This window comes from Rhodococcus oxybenzonivorans, assembly GCF_003130705.1.
GTDB classification, from domain to species: domain Bacteria; phylum Actinomycetota; class Actinomycetes; order Mycobacteriales; family Mycobacteriaceae; genus Rhodococcus_F; species Rhodococcus_F oxybenzonivorans.
On the sequence record NZ_CP021354.1, the window covers coordinates 6,287,589 to 6,312,618 of the forward strand.

Consider the following 25,030-nt stretch of genomic DNA (forward strand, 5'->3'; position numbering starts at 1 on the left):
TGGGCAACTGCCCAATTCTGATCCCTCATGTGCATCGACCCCTTTCTTGTACGCCCCGTCACACGTAGCGTCATGACCGGGAGAGCTGGCCCGAGACAGTGGCCGTGTTCGGGCAGACCGAAAGCACGGGATTCGCCTGCTACCTCGACGGTGCCCACAGTCTGAGCAAGCTCGGATCGGTAGGCATCCCGACCTCATCGGTCGAGGTGAAGATCGTCGACGACCAGATGCACGAGGTCGCTACCGGAGAGGTCGGAGAGATCGTTTTCAGAGGTCCGACCGTGATGGCCGGTTACTGGCAGCGCCCCGATGCCTCCGCGCGGAGGTGTTCGCCGGGGGTGGCTCCACTCCGGCGACCTTGGACGACAAGCCGAGGATGGCTTCTTTCACATCGTCGACCGCAAGAAGGACATGATCATCTCCTGTGGAGAGAACATCTACTGCGCCGAGGTCGACCCACCGGTCGATCTTGGGGGGTCAGATCGATCCGTCTAGTGCATCAATGGTTGAAGTTCATCGGGGCCGACCGGGCAGGCTCACGTCATCAGGGTGCGAGGAACGCTGATCGGCCAACGTCACGATTGATTATCCGGGGCCTGCTGTAGAGACTAGGCGTCCCGGCGGCTGTGCACGGTCAGCAGCAGGTGATCGACGCGGCGGCGGAGCCCGGCCTCGTCAGGGTCGAGGTCGGCAAGACCGGCGACGAACGATTCGGCGATCGCGCGCAGCCGGGTGTTGGTGTCCTGGGATCGCCAGGCGAGGATATCGAACGCCCGATCCGCGGAAATGCCGTAGACCAGCATCAGCGCCCCCTTGGCCTGCTCGATCACCGCCCGTGACTGCGCGAGTTCGGCGACCACTTCGTCGACGGAGTCCTTCACATCACTGGTGTGCGAATCGGTGATGTCGATGTAGAACCCGGTCGTGCCGATCACCTGGCCGGTGTCGTCGTGCAGACGGTCACCGACGACGACGACGTGGCGGACCTTGCCGGCGGTATCGACAATGCGGTGTTTACTGCTGAACGGTTCGGCATCGGTGACCATCCGATCGAGAACCCGGGCGACCTGCGGGTGGTCCTCGGGATGCTTGTGCGCGAGCAACAACTCGGTGGTCGGGTCGACTTCACCCGGCTGGTATCCGTGCATGCGGGCGACGATGTCGGACCACTCCCACCGCTGGCCGGCGAGAAGGAACCGGAAACTGCCCACCCGCTGCGGCTCACCGCCACCGACCACCTGCTCGGAATTCACGCCTATTTCTAGCGCATCGGTTGCGGGAGGGTTGCGGGAGTCCCCGCCGGGTGTCGCCGGCCGAGGTAGCGAGTGCACCCATACGGAGGTTCGTGGCGTGAGCCGCGGGCTGTTTGCGGTCGCGCTGCCGGGGACAGTAGGGGAAATGAGCGACGAACAAAACCCAGCTCAGCCCGACGGCGATCACACGGTGTCCCTTCTCGCCCGCACTCGCACCCTGTGCGGGCAATGCTCGAACGACGTCGGTGTCGACGGCATAGCCATCGCGGTATTCGCCAGCGACACCAGTCGGGACCTGGTGTACGCAACCGACATCACCGCCGAACGGATCGGCGAGCTCGAATTCACCCTGGGCGAGGGCCCCGGCCTTACCGCGTATCGCTCCTCGGTGCCCGAACTACACCCAGATGTGGCGGATCCCGCCGCAGCGAACCCGGTGGCCGATGCTCGTCCCCGAAATAGCCGACCTCGGTGTTCGCGCCGTCTTCGCCTTCCCCCTCTGCCTGTTCCACGGCGCCCGCATCGGGGTCCTCGAGCTCTACCGCACCCAGCCCGGCCGGCTCGATACCCAGCGCTGTCGGGCCGCGGCCGGCTACGCCGCCGCGCTCCGCCCGATCGTGGTCGAGGAACTCGATCCCTCGCGCAACCCGACGATGGTCGACCCCGCCCTGTCTCCGCGCGGCACAGTGCACGTAGCCGCCGGAATGATGGCCGCCCAGCTTCGGGTCTCTCCCGCCGACGCCCTCACCCGACTACGGGCTGTGGCGTTCGCGCAACACCGCAGGATCACGGTGATCGCCCAGGACATCATCGCCGCCCGACTCAGATTCCGGCCCGAGGATTCCGACAGCACCTGATCTTCACCGACAGCATTTGCAGATCCTGAGCGACCCTTGCCGAGTTGTGATCGGACGCGCGGTTCTCGATCGAAATCCTGGAGCCTGCCAAGAGTAAATCCGCAACGTCCGGTACAGCCCATAGGTTATGCAACCGAGATGACGTGCAGATGAGATGTGCGTTAGCCGGGGCGGTAGATGACCGACAGGGTTGACCGATCCGTTGCTGTTGCCGCGGCCCTACGGATTCGCAACGGGGCGAACCCCGCCCTATGCAAGCACTCTCTTCGCTGTACGACGGGGGCCGTGGCTGCCTTCGCCTCCTTCCGTGAAATTTGCTCGGGCCCGGGGGGTCCGGTCATTTCTGGTTGGTGGCCGCCGGAGTGATATCGACCAAGGAGGTGTAGGCCACCACGTTGGATAGGTAGCTACAGGCGTGCGGGTCGAATTCCCCTCCACAGGTGACGAGTTGGAGAGTGTGGTCGCCGTGTGTGCCGTAGACCTGCTCGGCGGGGAGCTCTTTCTTCGGATATGTCTCCACCTTGGTAACGGAGAAATGGGCGACGTTGCCGTCTGTCAAGCTCACCTCGACCGAGTCTCCCGCCTTCAGGTTTTTGACTCGGTGGAACACCGCCGGCCCCTCGTGTGAGTCGACATGCCCCAGGATCACGGCCGAACCCAGTTGCCCCGGAGCCGGACCGAACTTGTACCAACCCGGCTTGTGCCGGCACGGTATCGGTCGCCGTGGGCGGTGTCAGCTGCGGATCAGTCGAATTCTGGTAACTGCGCAGGGCGAAGAAAGCCGTCGCGACCAGCAACAGGACTGCCGCCAATACCCACCAGCGTTTCGCCCTGCCCATCGTCCCCTCGGTGCCTGGCCACTCGGGGCCCGGGCCGGACTCCGACCAGTCGGCGTTCGGGTCCGGCTGCCCCGCGTCACCGGAGCGGAATGAGTGGGTGCATCCTCTGCACCCTCAGCGTCGGCAACTCAGAATGATCGCAGTAACACTCCCGTCGATTCTCCCGATCTTGCCACTGACCCGTGAGTACTTATTAACAACCCGTGGTTGAGAAGTACTCACGGGCGGCGAAGCCGCAGGAGGGAGGGGCCCACCGATGTACTCCTTTGCCGATCACGGCGCCGTTCCGGGAACGGTTGTCCTCCTTCCGAGCGCCGAACCATGGCTCCTCGGGTACCTACGCTCGGCGGGAATGCACGTGCAGCCCGGTTCCGCCACGCTCGATGGAGCAGATGTCGTGCGGCGTGCCGACGTGGTGATCGTCGACGCCCGTTCACGAAACCTCGAGGCGCTGGACACCATCCGAGTCTTGCGTGTTTTCGGAGCGAGAACGGGCATCCTCGTCGTCGACGAGTTCGCGAACGAGGAAACCCGGTGTTCCTACTTCGAGGCGGGCGCAGACGACGTGATGTGTGTTCCCGTCAACGTCGACGAGGTTATCGCGAGGCTTCGCGCTCTCCTCCGACGACTGGGGCCAGCTCGCTCGTCGTCGAATTCGTCCACCTCGTCCGGCGTCTCCGTGGACACCGACAACGCAGTGCTCAACGTCGGCACTGCCCGCATCGCGCTGAGTAGAACCGAACTCGACGTGCTCGTCGCTCTCGCGGGCAATGCCGGCCGCGTAGTCCGCCGGGGACAACTGTTGCAGGAAGTGTGGGGGCTGCCGGCGGGAACCAAGTCGAACGTCCTCAACACGTGTGTCTATCTACTACGCCGCAAATTCGAATCTCACGGGGCACCGGACATCATCGATACGGTGCGCGGCGTCGGTTTCAGACTGAAATCCGAGACCGACGAGCACCCGGTTTCGGCACTCCTTGCCCGAAGCAGCCGAAACACCTGTGCTGACGCGGGATACACCTTGTCGGATGCGGTGTGAGTTGCGGCGCCGTCGTGCGTTGAGTATTCGGTGCGGGCCACCTGACTCACGGCATCCAGCGTTCGATCTTATTGCGGCGTCCGTCCGCGAGTTCTCGCCGGAGAAGGTTCATCGCGGCGTGCTGGGTGAGCAGCACAGTCTCGGTCGAGGTGCCGAGAACCCGGGCCACCTGCTCGACCGGCAACCGATGAGCGAGCCGCAGGCGCAGCACCGTCCGATACCGCTCGGGTAGCGCGTCGAGGAGCGTCGACGGCCGCGTTGCGCTCTTGTCATCGATGGTCACCACGGCTCGCCTTTCGCTCGTCGAAGTCGCTTCACTGTGCCGGGCCCGATGTCCCGTGAGGAAGGGACCGGCGTCCCGATCAGCCGGGATGTTGCGCGGGCGAGCATGGGTGACACCCGTCGAACAGAGCACGGTAAGGGGCCACAGTGGCGAACTGCGGACGAACTCAGGACAGGTGGTGGGGTTCCGGGTCGGCCTTGTGTGTCCAGTCAGCGCCCACCTCGTCTTGGTCGCCGGTCTGATTGCCGTCCCGCCCCTTCGCTCGGGCGAGCGAGATGACGACAGACTTGGAGGTAGGGCAATTGCTGCCCAGCGCCGTCGAATCCAGCGGCACCAGCGGATTGGTTTCCGGATAGTAGGCGGCGGCGGAGCCGCGCGGGGTGTCGTAGTCGACGATGCGGAAGTTCTGCGCGCACCGGACCCGCTCGTCGGCGTCCCAGCGTGTGAAGAGATCGACCATGTCGCCGTTATCAAATCCGAGCGCCGCGATGTCGTCGCGGTGCATGAAGATGACGCGGCGGCCACCCTCGATGCCCCGGTAGCGGTCGCTGTACCCGTAGATCGTGGTGTTGAATTGGTCGTGACTTCGCAGGGTCTGCAAGATCAGATGCCCCGGCGGCACCTGCAGGACCTCGATCGGGGACACCGCGAACTCTGCACGACCTGAACGAGTTTCGAAGGTTCGGGAGTCACGCGGCGGGTGCGGAAGGATGAAACCGCCCGGACGGCGGACGTTCACCTCGTACCCCTCGCATCCAGGCACGACGCGGGAGATGTGCAGCCGGATGTTCGCGTAATCGTCCCGCATCCCCTTCCAGTCGATTCCGTAGCGGTCACCGATGGTGGCTTCGGCAATGCGCGTCACGATGCCCACTTCCGACTCCAGGTGTGGACTGGCCGGGTCCAGCGGACCCCGCGACGCGTGAACCGCGCACGTCGAATCCTCGACCGATACGAATTGCGGACCGGACGCTTGAACGTCCTTCTCGGTGCGTCCCTTCGTCGGCAGAATGAGCGCCGTCTCCCCGCACACCAGGTGCGAACGATTGATCTTGGTGGAGATGTGCACGGTCATGCGCGTCTCGCGGAGCGCCGCCGCGGTCACCTCGGTGTCCGGGGCGGCCTGAACGAAGTTGCCGCCCAGCCCGAGGAAGAAGTGCGCCTTGCCGTCGCGCATGGCACGGATCGAGTCGACGGTGTCGTACCCGTTCGCGCGCGGCGGATCGAAACGGAATTCCTTCTGCAGGGCATCGAGAAAATGCCCGGGCGGACGCTCCCAGATACCCATCGTCCGGTCACCCTGCACGTTGGAGTGCCCGCGAACCGGAAACAACCCTGCACCACGCTTCCCGATATTGCCCTGGGCCAGTGCGAGATTGGCGATCTCCTTGATGATGGCCACGGAGTTTCGATGCTGGGTGAGTCCCATCGCCCAGCAGAACACGGTGGCGTCGGAGTCCCGAAGCAACGTGGCGGCGTCGGTGATCTGCTCCCGGGACAGCCCCGTCGTCTCGGTGACGACGTCCCAGTCGACTGCGGCGACATGCTGTTTCCACGACTCGAAGCCGATCGTGTACTGGTCGATGAAAGCGTGATCGAGAGCATCCCATTCGACGAGCAGCGAACCGAATGCCTGAAGCAGGGCGAGGTCCCCGTTCAGCGCGATCGGCAGGTGCATGTCGGACAGGTCGGTACCCGATCCCACCATGCCGCGTGGGGTCTGCGGATTCTTGAAGTTGACCAGACCGGCCTCACAGAGCGGATTGATCGACAGGATCGTCGCACCGTTCTGCTTGGCCTTCTCCAGCGCCGACAGCATCCTCGGATGATTCGTGCCCGGGTTCTGGCCCTGTAGCACAATCAGTTTCGCGTCGTACACGTCCTCCATCACGACACTTGCCTTGCCGATGCCGATCGACTCCTGAAGGGCGATGCTGGTGGATTCGTGGCACATGTTGGAACAGTCGGGCAGATTGTTCGTACCGAAAGCGCGAACGAAGAGCTGGTACGCGAACGCCGCCTCATTGGACGCCCGACCGGACGTATAGAAAATGGCCTCGTCCGGGCTGTCGAGCGCCTTCAACTGGCCGCCGATCAGGGCAAACGCGTCGTCCCAGTCGATCGGTTCGTAATGCGTCGCCCCGGGCCGCTTCACCATGGGGTGGGTGATCCGCCCCTGCTGCCCCAGCCAGTGTTCGCTGTGACTGTCGAGGTCGGCGATACTGTGCCGGGCGAAGAACTCCGGAGTGGCGCGGGACCGGGTCGCTTCCTCCGCAACCGCCTTCGCGCCGTTCTCACAGAATTCGGCTTTGTGCCGATGACCCGGGTCGGGGTCCGGCCAGGCGCAGCTCATGCAGTCGAATCCCTCGGCCTGATTGAGGCGCAGCAGAGTCTCGGCCGTCCGCCTCATGCCCATATGCTCGAGAGAACGTTTCATCGACACTGCGACTGCAGTGGGGCCGGCGGCATGATCTTCTTGGGGTCGGATCTCGAGGTCGGCCTCGTCGTGATCGCGGCCCTCATCGTGGTGACGCATGATCAGTCTCCCGTCCGGCTCGACGTTCTTCCTGACATCGTATTCGCGCGGCGCGGCGTCGGCTGGAGAAAAATGCGCATCGTCAATCCGGCCTTGACGGCCATCATGCGTCAATCTACCGTTGACGCATGATGAAAATACGACTCGACGACCTCATCGACGGAATCCGCTCCGGATATCCCGATCAACCCCTCGAACAGTTGACGGCTGCGGTCTTGACCGCCGAGCACCTCAACGAAATTTCCGACCACCTGATCGGCCACTTCGTCGATCAAGCGCGGCGTAGCGGTGCGTCGTGGACGGAGATCGGTGGCTGTATCGGTGTCACGAAGCAGGCCGCCCAGCAGCGGTTCACACCCAAGGGCAGTGCCAACATGTTCGCGCGTTTCACCGAGAAGGCCCGGCAGGCGGTGGTCCAATCGCAGGAGGAAGCGCGGGCGCAGCGACTGTCCGAGATTCAGTCGGCCCATCTGCTGCTCGGCATGCTGTGCGCGCCCGACAGCCTCGCGATGCGGGCGCTCGCCGACCAGGGCTTTACACCGCAGGCAATCCGGGAAGCCGCGGAGGCAAACCTCGCTGCCGGGCCGGCCGACGCCGAATCCCCCGCTCTGATCCCCTATGCGGCAGGCGCGAAGAAGGTGCTCGAATTATCCACCCGCGAGGCTCTGCGATTGGGGCACAACTACATCGGAACGGAACACATGCTGCTCGCGTTGATGGCCGACGAAACAGACAACCCGGGTCCCCTCCGCCGCCTCGGCGCCGACACCGATGCCGCCGAAAGATTCCTGCTGACGGCGCTCGGCGCAGCGGAAACGAAGGAATAGTGCCGCTTCCGGTCAGCAGTCAGTCGGCCGGGGATTCCACCCACCGCCGGTGCTCACTCGACGAAGGCGAGTCCGCTTTCCTCGAGAGCGCCTTCAAGGATTCGAACAGCTTTGGGACCCACGCCATGCATGGCGAGCAGTTCTCGACGACTGCGAGCAGCCACCTGCGCCAGGGTGGTGATGCCCGCCTCGAGCAGGGCGCTGTTCGCCGGACGCCCGATCGGAGGAAGGTCGCCAATCTGTGCCGGAACATCGCGGGTGCTCATTCCGACACGGTACCGAAGCCATTCCGTCCGACACGGGCATCGCATCGACGAGTGCGCGCCTGACTCGAAGCATCCCGGCTGTGGGCCGCGTGTCAGAAGTTCCCGCGTGCGGCTTGTTCTCGCTCGATGGCTTCGAAGAGGGCCTTGAAATTGCCGATACCGAAACCGAGGGAACCGTGCCGTTCGATGAGCTCGAAGAACACGGTTGGACGGTCGACGAGCGGTTTGGTGAAGATCTGCAGCAGATACCCGTCCTCGTCACGGTCGACGAGAATCCCCCGCTTCTGCAGCTCCTCGATCGGAGCACGCACGTTCCCGATCCGGGCCCGCAGTTCCGGATCCTCGTAATACGAATCTGGGGTGGCCAAGAACTCGACACCCTCGGCGGTCAGCTGATCGACGGCGGTGAGAATGTCATTGGTGGCCAATGCCAGATGCTGGGCACCGGGACCACGGTAGAAATCGAGGTACTCATCGATCTGCGACCGCTTCTTCGCGATCGCCGGCTCGTTGAGCGGGAACTTCACCCGATGATTGCCGTTCGAGACGACCTTACTCATCAGCGCGGAGTAATCGGTGGCAATGTCCTCGCCCACGAACTCCGCCATGTTCGTAAAGCCCATCACCCGGTTGTAGAAGCCGACCCACTCGTCCATCTTGCCCAGTTCGACGTTGCCGACCACATGATCGAGGGCCTGGAACAACCGTTTCGGGGCACCGTCCCGTTTGCGGTGCGTCGACGTGCGTTCGACATACCCCGGCAGATACGGCCCGGTATAGCGGCTGCGGTCGACGAGGGTGTGCCGGGTATCGCCGTAGGTCGCGATCGCCGCCAGACGAACGGTGCCGTGCTCATCGGTCACGTCATGGGGTTCGTCCAGAACGGTCGCACCCTGCGCCCGGGCATGCGCAATGCACTTGTCGACATCGGGCACCGCCAGCGCGATGTCCACGACACCGTCACCGTGGACGCGATGATGCTCGATCAACGAGCTGTCCGGGTCCACGGCACCCTTGATCACGAACCGGACCGCCCCGGACTCGAGAACGAAACTGTGATGGTCACGGTTACCGGTGGTAGGGCCGGAGTAGGCGACCAGAGTCATTCCGAACGCCGACTGGAAATAATGCGCGCTCTGGGTGGCATTGCCCACCACCCACACGACCGCATCCCAACCACTGACCGGAAACGGATCCGCAGCCGAGTCATACTCCACCAGACCCACCAACTGCCTGAGCTGATCGAGATCGAGATCCGCCAAACGTTCCTTGTCGGTAAGTGTCTGTTCGATCGTCATCGGAGTCTTCCTCTTTCATGGGCCGGTAAGCCGGACTGTCGCCTGCGTCACCACGAAAACCCACTCCGCCGTCATAGGCAACCGAGCCAGGAGTTCCTAGCCGCAGTGCCACTTTCGAGGAGCAAATCACGCGATTTGTTATACAGTCGGACTAGCTGTTCGACCTCGGAGGTGGTGTTCGCATGAAGGATGCCGTGCAGCTGGACGAGCTCGATTTCGCGCTGCTCGACGCCATGCACGCCGACCCGAAGGCGGGAGTGCTGGAGTTGTCGCGTCGAATCAAGGTGGCCCGAGCCACCGTTCAGGCGCGGGTACGCAAGCTCGAGGAATCGGGCATCATCGCCGGTTACGAGCCGCATATCGACATTTCGGCTGCCGGTTTCGACGTGCAGGCATTCGTCACCCTCGAGACGGCGCAGGGCGCACTCGACTCGGTGACGTCGGAGCTCGAGTCGATTCCCGGTGTGCTCGAAGCCTTCGCGACCACCGGTTCGGGCGACATCCTCTGCCGGGTCGCGGCCCAATCACATCTCGGCTTGCAGCAGACGTTGATCGATCTGAACAAATCGAGCGTCGTCGCGCGGTCCACGAGCGTGATGGTGCTCTCCGTGATCGTTCCGTATCGGTCGATGCCGCTGTTGCGCACCCTCGACCGTCGCGGTTCGGCGAAGGCTCCCGCGTACCGGGCCACCGATCAGCACGTCGATCGCTGAGTTTGCTGGGCACGTTGCCTAGAAAAACACCGAAAACCTGTCGTGGTGATGTTCATCCTGGCTACGTGCTGCAGGGCTGCTTGCGGCATGGGAGTGGCGCCCGCCACAGTGATCGCCGTAACAGCGGGTGCTGATCGAGGGAACGGTTCGATCGCACTGCTGCCCGGCCGCCCGACTCCCGAAAGAAGCCATGAAGAACCTGCTCACCCGATTCGAAGAAAAGGCCCCCGAGATCGTCTTCGAGTGGCACGACACCGAGACGTCCGCCCGCGGATGGACAGTGATCAACTCGCTGCGTGGGGGCGCTGCCGGCGGTGGAACACGGATGCGGCGCGGCCTGGACCGCCGGGAAGTGGAGTCCCTGGCCAAGACCATGGAAGTGAAATTCACCGTCTCCGGGCCCGCCATCGGCGGCGCCAAGTCGGGCATCGACTTCGATCCGACGGACCCCCGCAAGGACGAGGTGTTGCGACGCTGGTTCAGGGCCGTCACCCCGCTGCTGAAGGCGTACTACGGCACCGGCGGCGACCTGAACGTGGACGAGATGGCCGAGGTCGTCCCGATCACCGAGAGCTACGGGCTCTGGCACCCGCAGGAAGGCGTCGTCAACGGACACTTCGCGGCCAGCGACCGGGAACGGGTGCAGCGGGTGGGGCAACTCCGGCTCGGTGTCGCGAAGGTGGTCGAGGATCCGCGCTTCACCCCCGATCCGCAGGCCAAGTACACGGTGTCCGACTGATCACCGGCTGGGGCGTCGCGGAGTCGGTGCGCCACTACTACCGCGTCTACGGCGGTGAACTCACCGGCAAGCGGGTGATCATGCAGGGCTGGGGCAACGTCGGGGCCACCGCCGCCTACTACCTGGCCCAGTCCGGCGCCCGCATCGTCGGAATCATCGACCGCAACGGCGGGGTGTCGAACACCGACGGCTACGACTTCGACCAGATCCGCGATCTGTTCCTCACCAGGTCGGGCAACGAGCTGAACGCTCCCGGCGCAGTGCCTTTCGCGGACATCAACGAGACGATCTGGAGCGTCGGTGCGGAGGTGTTCCTTCCTTGCGCGGCGTCCCGCCTGGTGACACGCCACCAGGTGGACCGGTTGATCGACGGCGGCCTCGAAGTGGTGGCGAGCGGGGCCAACGTGCCCTTCGCCGACGACGAGATCTTCTACGGCCCCACCTACGAGTACGCCGACAAGAGTGTGGCGGTGGTGCCCGACTTCATCGCCAACTGCGGCATGGCCCGAGCGTTCGCTTTGCTGATGGAGGGCGACATCGAGGTGTCCGACGACGCCATCTTCGGTGATGTGTCCACCACCGTGGCGACTGCCCTCGAGCGGTGCCACGCGCGATCACAGCAGCCGACCGGGATTGCCGGTACCGCCTTCGAGATCGCTCTCGATCAGCTCGTCTGACGTCCTGGGAGACCCCATGAACACAGTTCACGACACAGTGGTGAAGACACCGCCTGCACCCACGAAAGACATTGTCACCCGCGGACTTCAGCAGGCGATGAAGCCACGACAGCTGGTGATGATGAGCTTGGGCGGCGCGATCGGGGCCGGGTTGTTCGTCGGTTCCGGCGCCGGGATCGCCGTCGCCGGTCCGGCAGTGCTCGTGTCCTTCCTGATCGCCGGCTTTCTCGTCGTGTTGGTGATGCGCATGATGGGCGAAATGGTGGCAGCCGACCCCGACAGCGGCGCCTTCTCGGTCCACGCCGAGAAGGCGATGGGGCCGATCGCGGGGCGCACGATCGGCTGGCTCTACTGGGTGCAGGTGGTCATCGTGGTGGCCGCCGAGGCGACCGCTGCGGCGGCCATCACCGCGGCGTCGATACCGGCGGTGCCGCAATGGGCGGCGGCGCTCTTCTACATGAGTGTGCTGACCGCCGTGAACCTGGCGGGTGTCTCCCGATTCGGTGAGTTCGAATTCTGGTTCGCTGCACTGAAAATCGCGGCGATCGTCGGGTTCCTGGGCATCGGCTCCGCGATGATCTTCGGTTGGATTCCGAGCTTCGATGCTCCCGCGCTGGCCAACCTCACGGGTCACGGTGGATTCGCCCCCAACGGGGTCACCGGCATCGCTGCCGGACTACTCATCGTGGTGTTCGCGTTCGGCGGAACCGAAGTAATGGCCATCGCGGCCGCAGAGACGTCCGAGCCGCGCCGCAACGTGAGCCGGGCGGTGCGCTCCATCGTGTGGCGAATCCTGGTGTTCTACATCGGTTCCGTCCTCATCATGGTGACGGTACTGCCGTGGACTGCCGAGGAACTCTCCTCGGGCCCCTTCGTCGCGGTGCTGAACGCCGCGCACGTGCCCGGGGCCGGCGCGGTGATGACCGTCGTCGTGGTGATCGCTCTACTGTCCTCGCTCAACGCCATGCTGTTCAGTGGTTCACGGATGATCTACTCGCTGTCCGAGCGCGGCGCCGCGGCCAGGATTTTCGGGCGGGTATCGAGCAACGGCGTACCCCGCCTCGCGGTGCTCGCGTCCGTGGCCTTCGGCTTTTTGACGGTGGTTCTCAACTACCTCGCACCCGATCGGGTACTTCCTCTGCTGCTCAACGCAGTCGGGTCGACGATTCTGGTGTTGTGGACATTCGTCACGGTGTCGCAGATCGTGTTACGCCGCCGCGCCGAGAAAGAAGGCCGCAACGATCTGCCGCTGAAGATGTGGGGTTTCCCGTATCTGTCCTACGTCGCTCTCGCCCTGCTCGCCGCCGTGGCGGTTCTGGCCCTGTTCGACGACGCAGCGCGGAACCAGCTCATCGCGACCCTCACCTTCACGTGCGCGATCACCCTGGCTTGCTGGGTCCTCGGACGTCGGCAGCGGAGGACGAGCAGCGACACTCGGTCGACCATCGAGCACGCCCATTGAGAGGTCGACCTGCGGCCGGAGGACCGAGGCCGGTCAAGCGACCGGCGAGATCACCACGTCGACTGCGCCAGAACCGCGTCGAGGGCGGCGTAACTCTCGTTCATGCCACCTTCCATACCGGATTGCAGCATGCCATCGCGCTCTTCGGGCGTGTGGAACTGGCTGACCACCGTCAGTTTTGTGCGACCGTCGCCCAGATCGGTGTAGGTGTTGTGGTCGACCGTAACGTGCCCGGGCATACCGTCCCATTCGAAGGTGTACACGAGGCGCTCCATGGGAATGATTTCACGGAACCGGCCCTCGAATCCATGGGTGTCTCCCTCGGAGTGTTCGACGAAACGCCAGTGGCCACCGCGCTCGAATTCCCAGCGCTCGATGTCGAGCCGATTTCCGCGGCCCCACCACTGTGCCAGCAGGTCGGGGGTGGTGAAAGCTGCCCACACCCGTTCGCGCGGGGCATTGAAAATGCGCTCGACGCGGATTTCGCGGTCCTCCGGGGTGGTGAGCGTCGCAGCCGTGGGGGGAGTGGAGGTGCTCATGAGGTGCCTTCCGTTCGTGTGAGGAATTCATCCAGACGGTCCAGTCGGCTCTGGAGGGACGTTTGGTAGTCCCGTATCCAGGCCACCTCGCGCTCGAGGGGATTTGCGCCGAGCATGCAGTACCGCACCCGCCCGCGCTTTTCCGTCACGACCATTCCCGCAACCTCGAGCAGGTGCACGTGCTTCTTGATGCCGGTAAGGGTCATCTCGAAGTGCTCTGCCAAATCGCTGATCGTGCTGGCGCCCCTGCCGAGCCTCTGCAGAATTCCGCGTCGCGTGGGGTCGGCCAGTGCGGCGAACGAAGTGTCGAGAGCTGAATGCTGAACCATCTAGTTCAGTGTTTCACTCGCTGGGGGTGCCGTCAACCCCCCGGCCTGCGCGCAGCTCGGGTCACGGCGTCTCGGAGCCGATACGGATGGATAACGAATCCGGTTGCCCCGCCCGCCCTACCGAAGCCGCCGACCCTCGCCGGTTAGCGTGTACCTCGGGGCGGGAGAAGAAAAGGGGACGCGCATGGCCGGGTCGGAGGCAGGCGACCGTGTTCCCTTACCTCGCAGCCTGACACTCGTGATCGGGTTGGTGGTGAGCGCAACTGTGGCCGCCGCCTTGGTGCTCGGCCCCATCGATCCGTGGACCCCGGACATCGGGTTGTTCGCCGGGGGCGCCGACCTCCACGTGTACCGGGACGGTGGGTGGCGGGTGCAGCACGACCTGCCGCTCTACGGTGGCCCCGTCGTACTCGGATTGCTGTACACCTACACCCCGTTCTCGGCACTCGCCTTCGTCCCGCTCGAGCGGATCCCCGGCGCCTACGTCGACAACCTGTGGATGGCACTGAATCTGTTCGTGCTCGCCGCGTGCATCGTGCTGTGCTGCCGCATCCTCGGCTACCGGATCACCCCCTACCTGCTGCTCGTCACGGCTCTGGGGACCCTCACGTGCACTTTCCTCGAGCCGGTACGGACAACCCTGTTCTACGGCCAGATCAATCTGGTGCTGATGCTGCTAGTGCTGTGGGATTTCTCCCGGCCGAATTCCAGCCGGCTGCGGGGAATGGGGACGGGGATCGGCGCCGGAATCAAGCTGACTCCTGCGTATTTCGTGCTGGTGTTCCTGGCCTTGCGCCAGTGGCGTACGGCTGCCGTCGCCATATCGGCCTTCCTCGCGACGGTGGGTGTGGCCTGGGCGGTAATCCCCGGTGATTCGCGGCAGTATTGGACCGGCACGTTCTTCGACTCGACCCGCATCGCCGACAACAGACATCCGTCGAACCAGTCTCTGCGTGGCACCCTGGCCCGGCTGACCGACGGACAGGCGCCGCTGTGGGTGTGGTTCGTCCTGGCCGCGACCGTCACCGTTGTCAGCATTCTGGTGTCGGTGCGGTTGTACGAGCGCGGCGAGCACCTCCTCGCGGTTGCCCTCAGCGGCCTCACCATGGCCGTGGTGTCGCCGTATTCCTGGAGTCATCACTGGGTGTGGTTGATTCCCCTGCTCGTCTGGTTGGTGCACCGCGCGCTGACCGTGAGCCGGCTCTGGTGGTGCGCCGTGGCTGGATTGTTCGCCGCGACCGCGGCGTGGCCGTACTGGTGGAGCACGGACTTCATCGTGATCGGCCTGTTCCTGTACCCGCCCTCGTGGCCCGTCGCCCCGGTATTGCAGAACATCTACCTCGTCGTCTACGTCCCGGTCCTTGTCGCGTCGGCCGTTTTCGCCGGCAGAACGCGACCCCCCGCCCTGGCCACGGTGCCGTCCGAGCCCGTCGATCCGGTGCTCGAGGATCCCCCGCACCTGCCGTTGCGGAGCGCCTGACCGGCTTTCGCCACCGGCCGGACTCGACCGGAATATCCTGAGAGTAGTCACGTTGCCGTGGCTCCCCGCCCCGTGTCCCGAATCGAACACCATGAACGATCGCCCGCCGAGTGACGTGACGGTCGCGACCGGCCCACCCACCGAACTGGGACCGGACACGGCCGTCGCGTCTTCGCCCGTCACTGCGTCGGACAGCGGATTCGTCGTGGACAGTGGCGTCGAACAACTGGTCGCCGACTGGGAGTCGTCCGGTTCCCCGGCTGCCCTCAGCGAATATCTTCCCGATACGGCAGCCATTCGACGGGCAGCACTGGTCGAACTGATCAAGGTGGATCTCGAATACCGCTGGCTGCGCTCGGGGCAGCCGAAACGGCTCGCCGACTATTGCCTCGAATTTCCCGAACTCCTGGCCGAACCGCTGCCGGCAGGTCTCCTCTACGAGGAATTCCGGGTCCGACGCGACAGCGGCGACAAGGTGGAGGCCGACGACTATTTGAAGACGTACCCCACTCAGGCGAACCGCTTCGAGGGCCTACTCACACTGGATTCGCATCGGCAGCCGCGCACGTCGGAGCCGACGGTGGGCGACGCATTCGATGTCGGAGCCCGGCTCGAGGATTTCGAACTCGTCCGGGAGCTGGGCCGGGGAGCGTTCGCGCGGGTATTCCTCGCCCGGCAACACTCGATGCAACGATGGGTAGCACTCAAGATCTCGCGCAACGTCGGCACCGAGCCGCAGACGATGGCCCAACTCGACCATCCGTACATCGTGCGCGTTTTCGATCAGCGACTCTTGGAAGAGCGCCAACTCCGGTTGCTCTTCATGGAGTACGTCCCGGGCGGCACCTTGCTGGACGTCGTCCGGTTGGTGCGCGCCACACCCCCCGACAAACGCTCAGGGCAACTTCTCCTCGATTCGATCGACCGTGTCCTCGACGAGAAAGGAGAGATGCGGCCCGAAGATTCCAGCGTGCGCAGCGAGATCGCCGCCCTGTCCTGGCCTGAGACCGTCGCCTGGATCGGATTACGCCTCGCCGACGCCCTCGAATACGCGTGCAAACACGGAGTGCTGCACCGAGACATCAAACCGGCAAATGTCCTGCTCGGTGTCGAGGGCGTGCCCAAACTGGCCGACTTCAATGTAAGTTCCAGCGACAATGTGGCAACGCCCGGCGCTGCCGGATTCGTCGGCGGTTCGGTGGCATACATGTCACCCGAACAGCTAGAGGCCTGCGACCCCGATGCGGCACGAACCGCTGGTGATCTCGACACCCGGAGCGACATCTACGCACTGGGCGTCCTGCTGTGGGAACTACTGACCGGAAGCAGGCCGTTCTCCGACGGCGAGGCGGGAGAGGCGACGCCGTCACCGCACGTGCTCCTCGAATCGCGACGCCGTGGTGTGGACCTCGAACAGAACCCGTTGCCCGACGGTTGTCCGGCGGCGCTGCGCCGCGTCCTGGTGAAGTCACTGGCACCCGACCGGGAGGATCGGTGGTCGAGTGGACGCAAGCTCGCCCGCCAGTTCGCGCTGTGCCTCGACCCGCACGCACGCGATCTCGTCGACCCGACGCCGGGAAGCCGGCGCGCGACGATGTGGCGCTATGCCCCGGCCATCGGGCTCGCGGCGATCGGAATCCCGAACCTGCTGGCGGCGGGGTACAACTACTACTACAACAAGGTCCTGATCATCTCCGCGCTTCCCGCGGAGGCACAGGAGAATCTCGAGCAGGTCCACCTGATCATCGGCGGTGTCGCCTTTCCGCTCGGCGCGGTTCTCATCCTCTACTGGTGTCGGCTGTCGATCACGGTGCCGCGTGGTCTCAGCCAGGGCCGCACCTACAGTTCCGGCATTCTCGGCAAAGCCCGCGCCGCCACGCTGACCCTCGGCCATCGTGCCGTCGTAGTCAGCTTCGCGTTGTGGCTGGTGGCCGGGGTCGCCTACCCGATCGCCCTGCAGATCACCGCCGGCGGCATACCGCTCCGCGCCTACACGCAAGTGTTGGCCTCACTTGCGGTGTGCGGCGCAGTGGCGGTGGCGTACCCGTTCTTCATCCTCACGTTCTACGCCGTCCGATGCTTGTTGCCGATCCTCCTGTCGCACGGCGAGTTGCGCAGCTCCGACTGCCGCGGCATCCGAAGCCTCGCCCGCAGCATGCCGCGCTACCTCGCGGTCGCGGCGGCGGTGCCGTTGATCGGAGTCGCCGGACTCAGTTTCGTCGGCGGCGATCCCAGCGACGCCGTCAATGCGACGGTTCGAGCATTGTGCTTGGGCGGAATCTTCGCGTTCATCGGCGTGTACCAGCTGTTCCGCCGGATCGAGAGCGATCTGCGGGCGCTGGAGCGAGTCGTTCGGATAGAGGTGCCCGGTGCACCTGCCGGGCGGCGTCGGTAGTCGTTCGACGTGCGGCTGCGGTTGCGGCTGCGGCTGCGGCAAGGAGAAAGCCCCTGGCGCTGCCGGGTCGGGGTCCGACAGCGCCACGGGGCTCAACTGGTATTTCTCTCGAGGGCCCCTTTGTGTTACAGCCCGCCGAGTTTTCCGCCTGCCAGGCCGCCCATCGTCATGTCGTACAACACCGCCGCCAGCTCGTTGCGGCGCTCCCGGAGGTCTCGGCGCAGGTACTCGACGCTCACCGCTCGGTAGCTGACCGTGAGAACCAGCAGCAGCGATTCGAGATCCACGCCGGGAGCAATCGCCGACGGATTGAGCGTGACGTACGTGCGCAGCAGGTCCCGGCAGCGCTCCTCGAGGCGTGCCGAACGGTGCGTCAGTCCGAGGTGCGGAGCGTCGTTGAGCAGAGGCGCGAGTATCCCGCGATAGCGGTCCAGCACGGCCAGGAGTTGCCCTTGGAGAGCGGGATCTCGCAGGAAGGTGCCCTGCCCGACGGATCGGTCGAGGTGCTCCCCGAAGGTGCGCGTCGTCTCGTCGAGAATTCCGTCGAGGAGAACCTCGATGATCTCGTCCTTGTTGGCGAAGTATTGGTATACCGAGCCCTTCGAGATACCGGCCGCCTCTGCGATGGCGCCGGTGCTGCACCCGGCGTAACCCTTGGCTTCCAAAACCTGACCAGTGGCCGACAAGATGCGTGCCACCGTCGCCTGTGAACGCTGCTGGGAAGGACCTTTCCGCTGGCCAGTGCCCATTGCCTAAACCGGTCCCTTCTGCGCCTCAATGCGACTTGTACCCGTCCAATTTGGTGGTGTGCACTGTAACTCAGCAGCCGTCAGGGCTGGTCGGAAGTACTACGCGCCCCGAATCGAGTTCATCGACATGACAGGAATGCAGACCCGGGAATCCGTGTCCGAGTTCGTCCCGCCCCGCCGATTCGCCCGTGATGTCGAGTGGGGTCGCCGGTCGATGCGGGCACTGTCACTGCTCACCCACGGAGATACGACACCGACTCCCGTCGAGGTGGACCGTCACGCCCGGGCGGTGGCAAGTCAGGACGAGCTCGGTGCGGCGCTCGCGCAGGCCATCCTCGTCGACAAGACGGTGACGATGGCGCAGTTCACCACCGCTCTGTCCCGCGGAATCACCAACGTGGAGGACCCCGCGGCGCCCCTCACCGCCTTCTTCGACTCGGTGGATCACCGGCCCTCTTGGGTGGACGACGCACGACTCGAGCGAGGAGCCGCCGTCTGCCTCCGTAGCGGCATGACAGGGCTCGATCTTCTCGCCACGGGCTCGTTGATGAACGGGTACCGGAGTTCGGCGACCACCCGACAGCTCGTGTCCACAGGCAGGCTCGTCGGCGATCAAGCGGGTGCGCGTGTCGCCGAAACGGTCCGGTGGTGGTACGAGTGCGTCCTCCCCGGCGGGATGGACCGCGACCGGCAGGGCTGGCAGCTGTCAGTGCACGTCCGGTTGATGCATGCGTTCGTCAACCACAGCTTGCTGCGGGACGAGGACTGGGATGTCGCCGAATTGGGCATGCCGATCAATCAGTCGGATCAGGCCGGCACCCTCGCGCTCTTCTCGACGACCTTCCTCATCGGCCTGCGGTCGCTCGGCGTGTGGGTCTCCGCAGACGAGGGCCGCGACGTCATGCACCTGTGGCGGTACATCGGGTGGCTGATGGGCATCGACGACCACTGGCTGGTCGACGACGAAAACAGCGGGCGGCGGAACATGTGCCAGATCGGGATGTTCGCGCCCGGGCCGGACGACAACTCGCGGATTCTGGCAGACGCACTACAGAGGTCCTGGGCCAAATTCTCCTACGACCGTGCGCAATCGTTGCGACGCCGAATCAACCGGCAGCGCCTCCTCAGCATCCAGCGCCTGTTCTCCGGCAAGGCCGGGATGCGGGAGCTGGGACTGCCAGCCACACTGGCCTGGTATGTACCGTTGGCTCTCGTCGGAAACGGTGCGCTGCACGGTGCGGCGAGACTGAGCCCGGCGGTCCGGCAGCGGGTGAGCCGGCGCTCACGGCGGCGAGTGGAGAATTGGCTCGCCGACAACGAACCGAAGCGTGGGCCGGGTCAGCGCCGTTCGTAGAGTCCGCGGATGTACGCGGCCTGCCCGGCGTGCTGCAGATCGTCGGAGATCACGCTGATCAGCCGCACGCCGAGAGTGACCGGCGGATCCCAGTTCTCGTCGACGATGCGATCGAGGTCGTCCGTACCGATCGACTGGACGTAGTCGACGGTTCGGTCGTGGACCGCATCGTGGTATCCGAGCAGAAGTCCGGCTGCGGTCGTCACCCTCGCCACCTCGGCGGACGACTGCCCGTACCCGATCGCGGCCACCGGGAAAGGCAGGTCGAATCGTTCACACCACCCGCCCGACGTCCACACCTGCTCGGTGCCCGCGACCCCGGCAACGTGGTCGTCCTGCACCCGGGTGAGATGCCAGACCAACCAGGCGATGGTGTTCGCGTCCTCGTCCACCCGATAGGTCAGTGCGTCAGACGGTAATTCGGACAGCGCCTCGTGCACGGTCTCCTGGATACGGTCGAAAGCGTCGGTCAACAGCGCACTGTGATCCACAATGCTCCCCTCGTCGCGTATTCGTTTTCCCTGTCCACTATGACCGTTCGCGTACCCGGGTGGGCAGAGATGTGACACCGGACGGGCATATCGCCTACGTCACCGACCACCCTGTGCCGCGTTCCTTGCCACACCGGCCGCGCCGGCGCCACGCCGCGGTCCGCTCGACGCATCGTGGATTACCCACGACGACGAACCGGACCGACGACGTGTCACCCGCGACGGCGCACAACAATTACCCGTCAGTCGAGCGGTGCCCACATCGATCCCACCAACAGGCGCCGATAAGTCCGCTCAATGGCGGACACCACCCGTTTCAGCCGACCGCAACTGGCACCTGCGCCTGAGCGTCATGGAAGGCTTGCTTGATCTCGGCCGAAATCCGGCCACGGGAAGACACGTCTTTGCCCTGCCCGATCGCCCACTCACGAATCTCCTTGATCATGTTCTTCGCCGGCGCCACCTTCCCCGTAGCCGTCGTCTTCGCGACCATCATCTTGGTGGGCGTCGTCTTCGCGGGAGACTTCTTCACAGCCGTCGTTCGCGGACCCTTGGTCTTGGCGGCCGTCGTCCTCGAGGGAACCTTCCTCGCGGCCGGCTTCCTCGCAGGCGCCGCTTTTACCTGAACCTTCTTTGCCGCAGCGTCATGAAACGCTCGCTCGACCTCGGCCGAAATCCGGCCACGAGAGGACACTTCAAGACCCTCCCCGATCGCCCACTCACGAATCTCCTTGGTCATCTTTTTCGCGGGAGCTACCTTCTCCGTGGCCGCTGTTTTCGTGGCCGTGGTTTTCGCTACCGTCGTTTTCACGGCCGTTGTTTTTGCGGGAGCCTTCTTCGCAGCTGCCTTATTCACCCGCGCCGCTTTTACCTGAACCTTCTTTGCCGCAGCGTCATGAAACGCTCGCTCGATCTCGGCCGAAATGCGGCCACGGGAGGACACATCGAGACCCTGCCCGATCGCCCACTCACGAATCTCCTTGGTCATCTTCTTCGCTGGCGTCGTCTCCGTCGCCGTCGTTTTCGCAGCGGCCGCTTTCGCCGCCGTCTTCTTCGCTGGAGCCTTTGCCGGAGCCGTCTTCACGCCCGCTGTTTCCGGAGCCGTCTTCTTCGCGGCCGCCTTCTTCGCAGCTGCCTTATTCACCCGCGCCGCTTTTACCTGAACCTTCTTTGCCGCAGCGTCATGAAACGCTCGCTCGACCTCGGCCGAAATCCGGCCACGAGAGGACACATCGAGACCCTGCCCGATCGCCCACTCACGAATCTCCTTGGTCATCTTCTTCGCTGGCGTCGCCTCCGCGACTGCCTTCTCCACATTCGCCGTCTTCTTCGCCGGCACCTTGCTCACCGTCGTCTTCGCGACCGTCGTTTTCACGGCCGTCGTCTTCGCCGCTGACTTTCTCACCCGCGCCGGTTTTACCTGAACCTTCTTTGCCGCAGCGTCATAAAACGCTCGCTCGACCTCGGCCGAAATCCGGCCACGAGAGGACACATCGAGACCCTCCCCGATCGCCCACTCACGAATCTCCTTGGTCATCTTCTTCGCTGGCGTCGCCTCCGCGACTGCCTTCTCCACATCCGCCGTCTTCTTCGCCGGCACCTTGTTCGCCGTGGCCCTCTTCACTGGCGACTTCTTCGAAACAACCTTCTTCACCGGCGCCGCTTCTATCCGAACCTTCTTTGCCGCAGCGTCATGAAAGGCTCGCTCGACCTCGGCCGAAATACGGCCACGAGAGGAAACTTCGAGACCCTCCCCGATCGCCCACTCACGAATCGCCTTCGTCCTGTTCTTCGCCGATCCTTCGGAGCTTCTCGGTGATACCGCCATCGTGCTCTCTTTCTTCGCCGGGCAATCGTCCAACGCACACAATAACCGCAGGCGTCTCCCGGTGATCAGGAAGCTCACCCAAACGGACCTTGTGACGTTTACGACGTCGCCCATCTGGGCAGATCAAACACGACATCGTTCGAGCTCCACACTAACCGCGCGATGAACTTCACACATTCGAATAGCGCACGCCGACAACCTGATTCCCGAATTCATCCACGAGCATACTTCGATGACTGCTTCACGTTCATCCGAATTAGCACCGACGGGATTCAAAATGCCGGGCACGCGACCCCATTGCGCATAGAAAATTACCAGACCGACCAGCGTCCGCCGGCCGATCGGCAGGCGGACTGGCCATCAGCTCGCCCGTCGCGGTGCGGTTCCGTGCAGTGGATCGCACGCCCAGCACTATGCGAAGGTCTCGCACCGCCCAATCACACAATTCGTCGAAGGTGTGCGTCCTTCACTTCCCACTCGCCTCGCCGAGCCGGTCGTGTGACTGGCAGACATCCCGGTGCGCCACGCCCACCCCGACGAATGTCATCAAACCCCGGCTGTGTTCGCTAGCGTCCTCGTTCTCCTCCAAGCCGCGATGACTCCGCGACCACCGGACCTCGCGCGCCTGAGGATTCTCAAGACGTCCCTCTGCGACGACCTCGTCCGTGCGTGGAACGGATCGCCGACACACAACTGAACATCACCCCCACATTGTCACTACTCATGCCATCGGGCCAGACTTCGCCGGACTCCTCGATCGGATTATTGGAAGTAGGACGCATAGTCCCTGAAAGGAACCTGGCCGGTGGGGCTCGACTGTATGGCGTCGGCAACTGCCGACGGAATGGGCGCCCAGTGGGCAGGCATCGCGGCGGCCAGGGACGGATTCAGTATGTAGAGCAGGGCGAAGTTCACTATCCAGAGTGGCGGTGCCATCGACATGCCAACTTCCGACCGCACACCCCCCTTGGTGTTGGTCACCAATTGAGCTGCGCCCGACATCTGTTGCGATGCGAAGCCGTAGATCGCTTGCACCGTGTATGCCGACCGATGGAGCGCTATCAGGGTGTGTGTCGCACCGTTGTTCCTCAACCATGTGCCCACGTAACCACCGGGGGCGATCAAAGAATTCACTTGCCTCGTCGGCGCATCCGCGTTGGCCGGACTCTCCAGCAATCCGCTGGTGTTCACGTAGAGGCCGTAGCTGGCCAGGACCGACGGTGTGGGGTGACCGTCGATGTCGGAATAGAGGGGACGACCGTTCGTATTGGTGAGGATTCGGGCGCATGCCTCGATCACCTCGGCAGCGTCGCGGCTGCCGCCGACTCCGCCGCCGGTAACGAGGTCGCGATACTGCTGCTCCGATAGAGCATCAGCCCTGCCGAGCCCTATCTGATCGGCGATCTCGTCGGCCGCTTGCTGGCCGAGTGGCTCGTTGAGCTGACCCGGACTGGTCACCTGCGTCGGTGCGAGGCGTTCATAGCCAGGCGCTCCGGCGAAGGGGATCGAGAATCCGGTGTCGACAGTTTCTGCCGCTGGTTGGCCGTAGGCTTCCTGCGTCGTTGCCAGTGGGAAAAGGCATGCACCCAGCAGTGCCAGTACCGAGAGTGTCCTGCGGCGGAGGGTTGCTCCGCGTCGATGACCCGGACCCGATATTCTCATGCCGCGCATACGTCAACCTCCCAGAACACCGTCGGGCGAGCCGGAACAAGCTTCAATCCCAAGTCAAACGCCGTGACAGTGGTGCGTCAAGACTCGCGGCATGTACCTCCTGCGAGTGCCCGGGGTGAAGTTCGTCGAGTGTCCCCCGTGGACAAGGGGGTTTCAAGCCATCGACGACGTTGCGGCGGAATCGCATCCGTATAGGGGTGTGGACAGCCTGTAGTTTTTATTGCAGTAGCCGCGACATGACGCATCGCGCAATGCTGACGGCTCCGCCGGTCGAGGCTCGCCACCCGCACCCTCGACGCCACGTACAGCCGTGGTTTGGTGCCGATGCCGACTTCACCGGCCCGGGGCAATCCCCACCCAGGCACGACAACATCCCGGGTTCATTCGAACCGCAATCCTAATTTCGCCGCGAACACACCACACGGCGGCAGATAATTGTGGTACCGGCAAGAACCGAAGCTCGGGAAGGGTCAGCCATGTCCGATCGTAGCTCGGGAGTGAATCCAGCGAGTTCCGAGTATCCCTCCGGCAAACAGGCTTTCGCGGCCGGCACGTCGATGGGGGCCGCCGTCATCATGGTCACCGTCGGCATCATCCAGCTCTTCCAAGGCATCGCGGCGGTCGCCGAAAACGAAGTATTCGTCAGCGGCATCAATTACGTCTACAAATTCGACCTCACCACCTGGGGCTGGATCCACGTCATCCTCGGCGTCCTCGTCGCGATCGTCGGCCTGGCCCTGTTCACCGGCGCCGGGTGGGCCCGCGTGTCGGCCATCGTCGTCGCCGCCATCTCGATCTTGGCGAACTTCCTCTGGCTGCCCTATTACCCGGGTTGGTCACTGCTGATCATCGCCCTCGACGTCGTCGTCATCTGGGCTGTCTCGACGTGGAATCCGGAACCAAATGTCAGAAACGCGAACCTTCGCGGTACCGGCACTCCCGCTCGGTAACTCGGCCGAAAATCGCGGGCACCGGGGACAAAACGAGCGGAGAACGGGTGACGACCCGGGAAGCACCTCATCTCGACGTTCACCCGTTCTGGTGAACATCCGCGACTATCCCCGAGAGCACAGTGAAACGAACGGGAGCGACAACAGTGACATACACATACAAGGTCGTCGAGGTCCGCGAGAAAATGATCGGCGGCAAAATGTCCGGCGGCAAACTCGAAGACCTGCTCAACCAGTACGCCCAGCAAGGATGGCGTCTCAAAGCGATAACCTCGTCCGATGTCAAGGGCAGAATCGGCCCTGGCAGCGTGGAGGGACTGCTGATCACCTTCGAACGCGAAAGCTGAGCAGCTCCGGACACGATCAGCCGACGTGTTCGAGATCCTCGGTGCCATCGAGGCCGACATCGACGCCTAGCTCGCCCAACTCGGAGCGGTTACAGGTGCTCGATGGTG

General features: G+C 64.2%; 23 protein-coding genes and 3 pseudogenes. 13 read left to right on the plus strand and 13 right to left on the minus strand.

Annotated features, from left to right (window positions below; genetic code table 11):
* Positions 1–98 precede the first annotated feature (98 nt).
* A pseudogene (locus CBI38_RS29130) lies at positions 99–456 on the plus strand (AMP-binding protein); the annotation flags it as partial.
* Between the two features lie 152 nt (positions 457–608).
* On the opposite strand, the gene CBI38_RS29135 reads toward CBI38_RS29130, so the two are convergent.
* Positions 609–1,253, minus strand: a complete 645-nt coding sequence (locus tag CBI38_RS29135; protein ID WP_204164844.1) for a PAS and ANTAR domain-containing protein — start codon at positions 1,251–1,253, stop codon at positions 609–611.
* Positions 1,254–1,660: 407 nt separating this feature from the next.
* On the opposite strand from CBI38_RS29135, the gene CBI38_RS29140 reads away from it, so the two are divergent.
* Positions 1,661–2,110: an ANTAR domain-containing protein gene (locus CBI38_RS29140; protein WP_109334433.1), complete on the plus strand. Its 450-nt coding sequence runs from the start codon at positions 1,661–1,663 to the stop codon at positions 2,108–2,110.
* Positions 2,111–2,447: 337 nt separating this feature from the next.
* Here CBI38_RS29140 and CBI38_RS39405 read toward each other — a convergent pair whose 3' ends face one another.
* Positions 2,448–2,759, minus strand: coding sequence for a sortase domain-containing protein (locus CBI38_RS39405; protein WP_230989998.1), 312 nt, complete (start codon positions 2,757–2,759; stop codon positions 2,448–2,450).
* A 446-nt stretch (positions 2,760–3,205) separates the two neighbouring features.
* Between CBI38_RS39405 and CBI38_RS29150 the strand changes: the two genes are divergently transcribed.
* Positions 3,206–3,988: a winged helix-turn-helix transcriptional regulator gene (locus tag CBI38_RS29150; RefSeq protein WP_109334435.1), complete on the plus strand. Its 783-nt coding sequence runs from the start codon at positions 3,206–3,208 to the stop codon at positions 3,986–3,988.
* 46 nt (positions 3,989–4,034) lie between these two features.
* On the opposite strand, the gene CBI38_RS29155 is transcribed toward CBI38_RS29150, so the two are convergent.
* Both CBI38_RS29155 and CBI38_RS29160 read right to left on the minus strand, forming a co-directional pair.
* Positions 4,035–4,271 carry a sigma factor-like helix-turn-helix DNA-binding protein gene (locus tag CBI38_RS29155; protein ID WP_109335449.1) on the minus strand — a complete coding sequence of 79 codons (237 nt, stop codon included), beginning with the start codon at positions 4,269–4,271 and terminating at the stop codon, positions 4,035–4,037.
* 166 nt (positions 4,272–4,437) lie between these two features.
* Positions 4,438–6,807, minus strand: coding sequence for an FdhF/YdeP family oxidoreductase (locus CBI38_RS29160; RefSeq protein ID WP_109334437.1), 2,370 nt, complete (start codon positions 6,805–6,807; stop codon positions 4,438–4,440).
* Here CBI38_RS29160 and CBI38_RS38025 point away from each other — a divergent pair.
* Both CBI38_RS38025 and CBI38_RS29165 read left to right on the plus strand, forming a co-directional pair.
* Positions 6,739–6,939: a hypothetical protein gene (locus CBI38_RS38025; protein WP_162603157.1), complete on the plus strand. Its 201-nt coding sequence runs from the start codon at positions 6,739–6,741 to the stop codon at positions 6,937–6,939. The genes CBI38_RS29160 and CBI38_RS38025 overlap by 69 nt on opposite strands.
* Positions 6,936–7,634 carry a Clp protease N-terminal domain-containing protein gene (locus CBI38_RS29165; protein WP_109334439.1) on the plus strand — a complete coding sequence of 233 codons (699 nt, stop codon included), beginning with the start codon at positions 6,936–6,938 and terminating at the stop codon, positions 7,632–7,634. The genes CBI38_RS38025 and CBI38_RS29165 overlap by 4 nt, the downstream gene beginning before the upstream one ends.
* 53 nt (positions 7,635–7,687) lie before the next feature.
* Here CBI38_RS29165 and CBI38_RS29170 read toward each other — a convergent pair whose 3' ends face one another.
* Both CBI38_RS29170 and hppD read right to left on the minus strand, forming a co-directional pair.
* Positions 7,688–7,900, minus strand: a complete 213-nt coding sequence (locus tag CBI38_RS29170) for a helix-hairpin-helix domain-containing protein (RefSeq protein ID WP_109334441.1) — start codon at positions 7,898–7,900, stop codon at positions 7,688–7,690.
* 92 nt (positions 7,901–7,992) lie between these two features.
* Entirely contained in the window at positions 7,993–9,198 is a 1,206-nt protein-coding gene (hppD, locus tag CBI38_RS29175) for a 4-hydroxyphenylpyruvate dioxygenase (RefSeq protein WP_109334443.1), read from the minus strand.
* Between the two features lie 182 nt (positions 9,199–9,380).
* Here hppD and CBI38_RS29180 point away from each other — a divergent pair, with 182 nt between their 5' ends.
* The 3 genes and pseudogenes from CBI38_RS29180 (at position 9,381) to CBI38_RS29190 (ending at position 12,789) form a co-directional block, all read left to right on the plus strand.
* A complete protein-coding gene (locus CBI38_RS29180; RefSeq protein ID WP_109334445.1) occupies positions 9,381–9,911 on the plus strand; it encodes an Lrp/AsnC family transcriptional regulator in 531 nt (176 codons plus the stop codon).
* A gap of 190 nt (positions 9,912–10,101) precedes the next feature.
* Positions 10,102–11,327: pseudogene (locus CBI38_RS40355) on the plus strand (Glu/Leu/Phe/Val dehydrogenase dimerization domain-containing protein).
* Between the two features lie 16 nt (positions 11,328–11,343).
* Entirely contained in the window at positions 11,344–12,789 is a 1,446-nt protein-coding gene (locus CBI38_RS29190; RefSeq protein ID WP_418328296.1) for an amino acid permease, read from the plus strand.
* 50 nt (positions 12,790–12,839) lie between these two features.
* Here the strand turns inward: CBI38_RS29190 and CBI38_RS29195 are convergent, their stop codons facing one another.
* Together CBI38_RS29195 and CBI38_RS29200 are read right to left on the minus strand one after the other, a co-directional pair.
* Complete coding sequence (locus CBI38_RS29195; RefSeq protein ID WP_109334447.1) at positions 12,840–13,328, minus strand: SRPBCC family protein; 489 nt, start codon at positions 13,326–13,328, stop codon at positions 12,840–12,842.
* Complete coding sequence (locus tag CBI38_RS29200) at positions 13,325–13,657, minus strand: ArsR/SmtB family transcription factor (RefSeq protein ID WP_109334449.1); 333 nt, start codon at positions 13,655–13,657, stop codon at positions 13,325–13,327. The genes CBI38_RS29195 and CBI38_RS29200 overlap by 4 nt, the downstream gene beginning before the upstream one ends.
* 184 nt (positions 13,658–13,841) lie before the next feature.
* Between CBI38_RS29200 and CBI38_RS29205 the strand changes: the two genes are divergently transcribed.
* Both CBI38_RS29205 and CBI38_RS29210 read left to right on the plus strand, forming a co-directional pair.
* The gene (locus CBI38_RS29205; RefSeq protein WP_109334451.1) at positions 13,842–15,137 is read left to right on the plus strand and encodes a glycosyltransferase 87 family protein; all 1,296 of its coding nucleotides are present in this window, start codon (positions 13,842–13,844) and stop codon (positions 15,135–15,137) included.
* A gap of 91 nt (positions 15,138–15,228) precedes the next feature.
* Entirely contained in the window at positions 15,229–17,532 is a 2,304-nt protein-coding gene (locus CBI38_RS29210) for a serine/threonine-protein kinase (protein ID WP_109334453.1), read from the plus strand.
* Positions 17,533–17,657: 125 nt separating this feature from the next.
* Here CBI38_RS29210 and CBI38_RS29215 read toward each other — a convergent pair whose 3' ends face one another.
* A complete protein-coding gene (locus CBI38_RS29215; protein WP_230990001.1) occupies positions 17,658–18,230 on the minus strand; it encodes a TetR/AcrR family transcriptional regulator in 573 nt (190 codons plus the stop codon).
* Positions 18,231–18,408: 178 nt separating this feature from the next.
* Between CBI38_RS29215 and CBI38_RS29220 the strand changes: the two genes are divergently transcribed.
* Complete coding sequence (locus CBI38_RS29220) at positions 18,409–19,635, plus strand: oxygenase MpaB family protein (RefSeq protein WP_109334457.1); 1,227 nt, start codon at positions 18,409–18,411, stop codon at positions 19,633–19,635.
* Here CBI38_RS29220 and CBI38_RS29225 read toward each other — a convergent pair.
* The 4 genes and pseudogenes from CBI38_RS29225 to CBI38_RS29235 form a co-directional block, all read right to left on the minus strand.
* A complete protein-coding gene (locus CBI38_RS29225; RefSeq protein WP_109334459.1) occupies positions 19,620–20,126 on the minus strand; it encodes a mycothiol transferase in 507 nt (168 codons plus the stop codon). The genes CBI38_RS29220 and CBI38_RS29225 overlap by 16 nt on opposite strands.
* Positions 20,127–20,442: 316 nt before the next feature.
* The gene (locus CBI38_RS40970; protein ID WP_472515507.1) at positions 20,443–20,622 is read right to left on the minus strand and encodes an Lsr2 family DNA-binding protein; all 180 of its coding nucleotides are present in this window, start codon (positions 20,620–20,622) and stop codon (positions 20,443–20,445) included.
* Positions 20,623–20,757: 135 nt separating this feature from the next.
* A pseudogene (locus CBI38_RS29230) lies at positions 20,758–21,954 on the minus strand (Lsr2 family DNA-binding protein); the annotation flags it as partial.
* A gap of 762 nt (positions 21,955–22,716) precedes the next feature.
* Positions 22,717–23,625 (minus strand): hypothetical protein, encoded by a 909-nt coding sequence (locus tag CBI38_RS29235; protein ID WP_109334461.1) that lies wholly within the window; start codon positions 23,623–23,625, stop codon positions 22,717–22,719.
* 476 nt (positions 23,626–24,101) lie between these two features.
* On the opposite strand from CBI38_RS29235, the gene CBI38_RS29240 reads away from it, so the two are divergent.
* Both CBI38_RS29240 and CBI38_RS29245 read left to right on the plus strand, forming a co-directional pair.
* A complete protein-coding gene (locus tag CBI38_RS29240; RefSeq protein WP_418328297.1) occupies positions 24,102–24,575 on the plus strand; it encodes a DUF7144 family membrane protein in 474 nt (157 codons plus the stop codon).
* 146 nt (positions 24,576–24,721) lie between these two features.
* Entirely contained in the window at positions 24,722–24,922 is a 201-nt protein-coding gene (locus CBI38_RS29245; RefSeq protein ID WP_109334463.1) for a DUF4177 domain-containing protein, read from the plus strand.
* Positions 24,923–25,030: the final 108 nt, after the last annotated feature.

Coding starts and splice junctions, on each gene's coding strand:
- CBI38_RS29140 (WP_109334433.1), top strand. CDS start 1,661: ATGTGGCGGATCCCGCCGCAGCGAACCCGGTGGCCGATGCTCGTCCCC.
- CBI38_RS29150 (WP_109334435.1), top strand. CDS start 3,206: ATGTACTCCTTTGCCGATCACGGCGCCGTTCCGGGAACGGTTGTCCTC.
- CBI38_RS38025 (WP_162603157.1), top strand. CDS start 6,739: ATGATCTTCTTGGGGTCGGATCTCGAGGTCGGCCTCGTCGTGATCGCG.
- CBI38_RS29160 (WP_109334437.1), bottom strand. CDS start 6,807: ATGCGTCACCACGATGAGGGCCGCGATCACGACGAGGCCGACCTCGAG.
- CBI38_RS29165 (WP_109334439.1), top strand. CDS start 6,936: ATGATGAAAATACGACTCGACGACCTCATCGACGGAATCCGCTCCGGA.
- CBI38_RS29170 (WP_109334441.1), bottom strand. CDS start 7,900: ATGAGCACCCGCGATGTTCCGGCACAGATTGGCGACCTTCCTCCGATC.
- hppD (WP_109334443.1), bottom strand. CDS start 9,198: ATGACGATCGAACAGACACTTACCGACAAGGAACGTTTGGCGGATCTC.
- CBI38_RS29180 (WP_109334445.1), top strand. CDS start 9,381: ATGAAGGATGCCGTGCAGCTGGACGAGCTCGATTTCGCGCTGCTCGAC.
- CBI38_RS29190 (WP_418328296.1), top strand. CDS start 11,344: ATGAACACAGTTCACGACACAGTGGTGAAGACACCGCCTGCACCCACG.
- CBI38_RS29195 (WP_109334447.1), bottom strand. CDS start 13,328: ATGAGCACCTCCACTCCCCCCACGGCTGCGACGCTCACCACCCCGGAG.
- CBI38_RS29200 (WP_109334449.1), bottom strand. CDS start 13,657: ATGGTTCAGCATTCAGCTCTCGACACTTCGTTCGCCGCACTGGCCGAC.
- CBI38_RS29205 (WP_109334451.1), top strand. CDS start 13,842: ATGGCCGGGTCGGAGGCAGGCGACCGTGTTCCCTTACCTCGCAGCCTG.
- CBI38_RS29210 (WP_109334453.1), top strand. CDS start 15,229: ATGAACGATCGCCCGCCGAGTGACGTGACGGTCGCGACCGGCCCACCC.
- CBI38_RS29220 (WP_109334457.1), top strand. CDS start 18,409: ATGACAGGAATGCAGACCCGGGAATCCGTGTCCGAGTTCGTCCCGCCC.
- CBI38_RS40970 (WP_472515507.1), bottom strand. CDS start 20,622: ATGATGGTCGCGAAGACGACGGCTACGGGGAAGGTGGCGCCGGCGAAG.
- CBI38_RS29235 (WP_109334461.1), bottom strand. CDS start 23,625: ATGCGCGGCATGAGAATATCGGGTCCGGGTCATCGACGCGGAGCAACC.
- CBI38_RS29240 (WP_418328297.1), top strand. CDS start 24,102: ATGTCCGATCGTAGCTCGGGAGTGAATCCAGCGAGTTCCGAGTATCCC.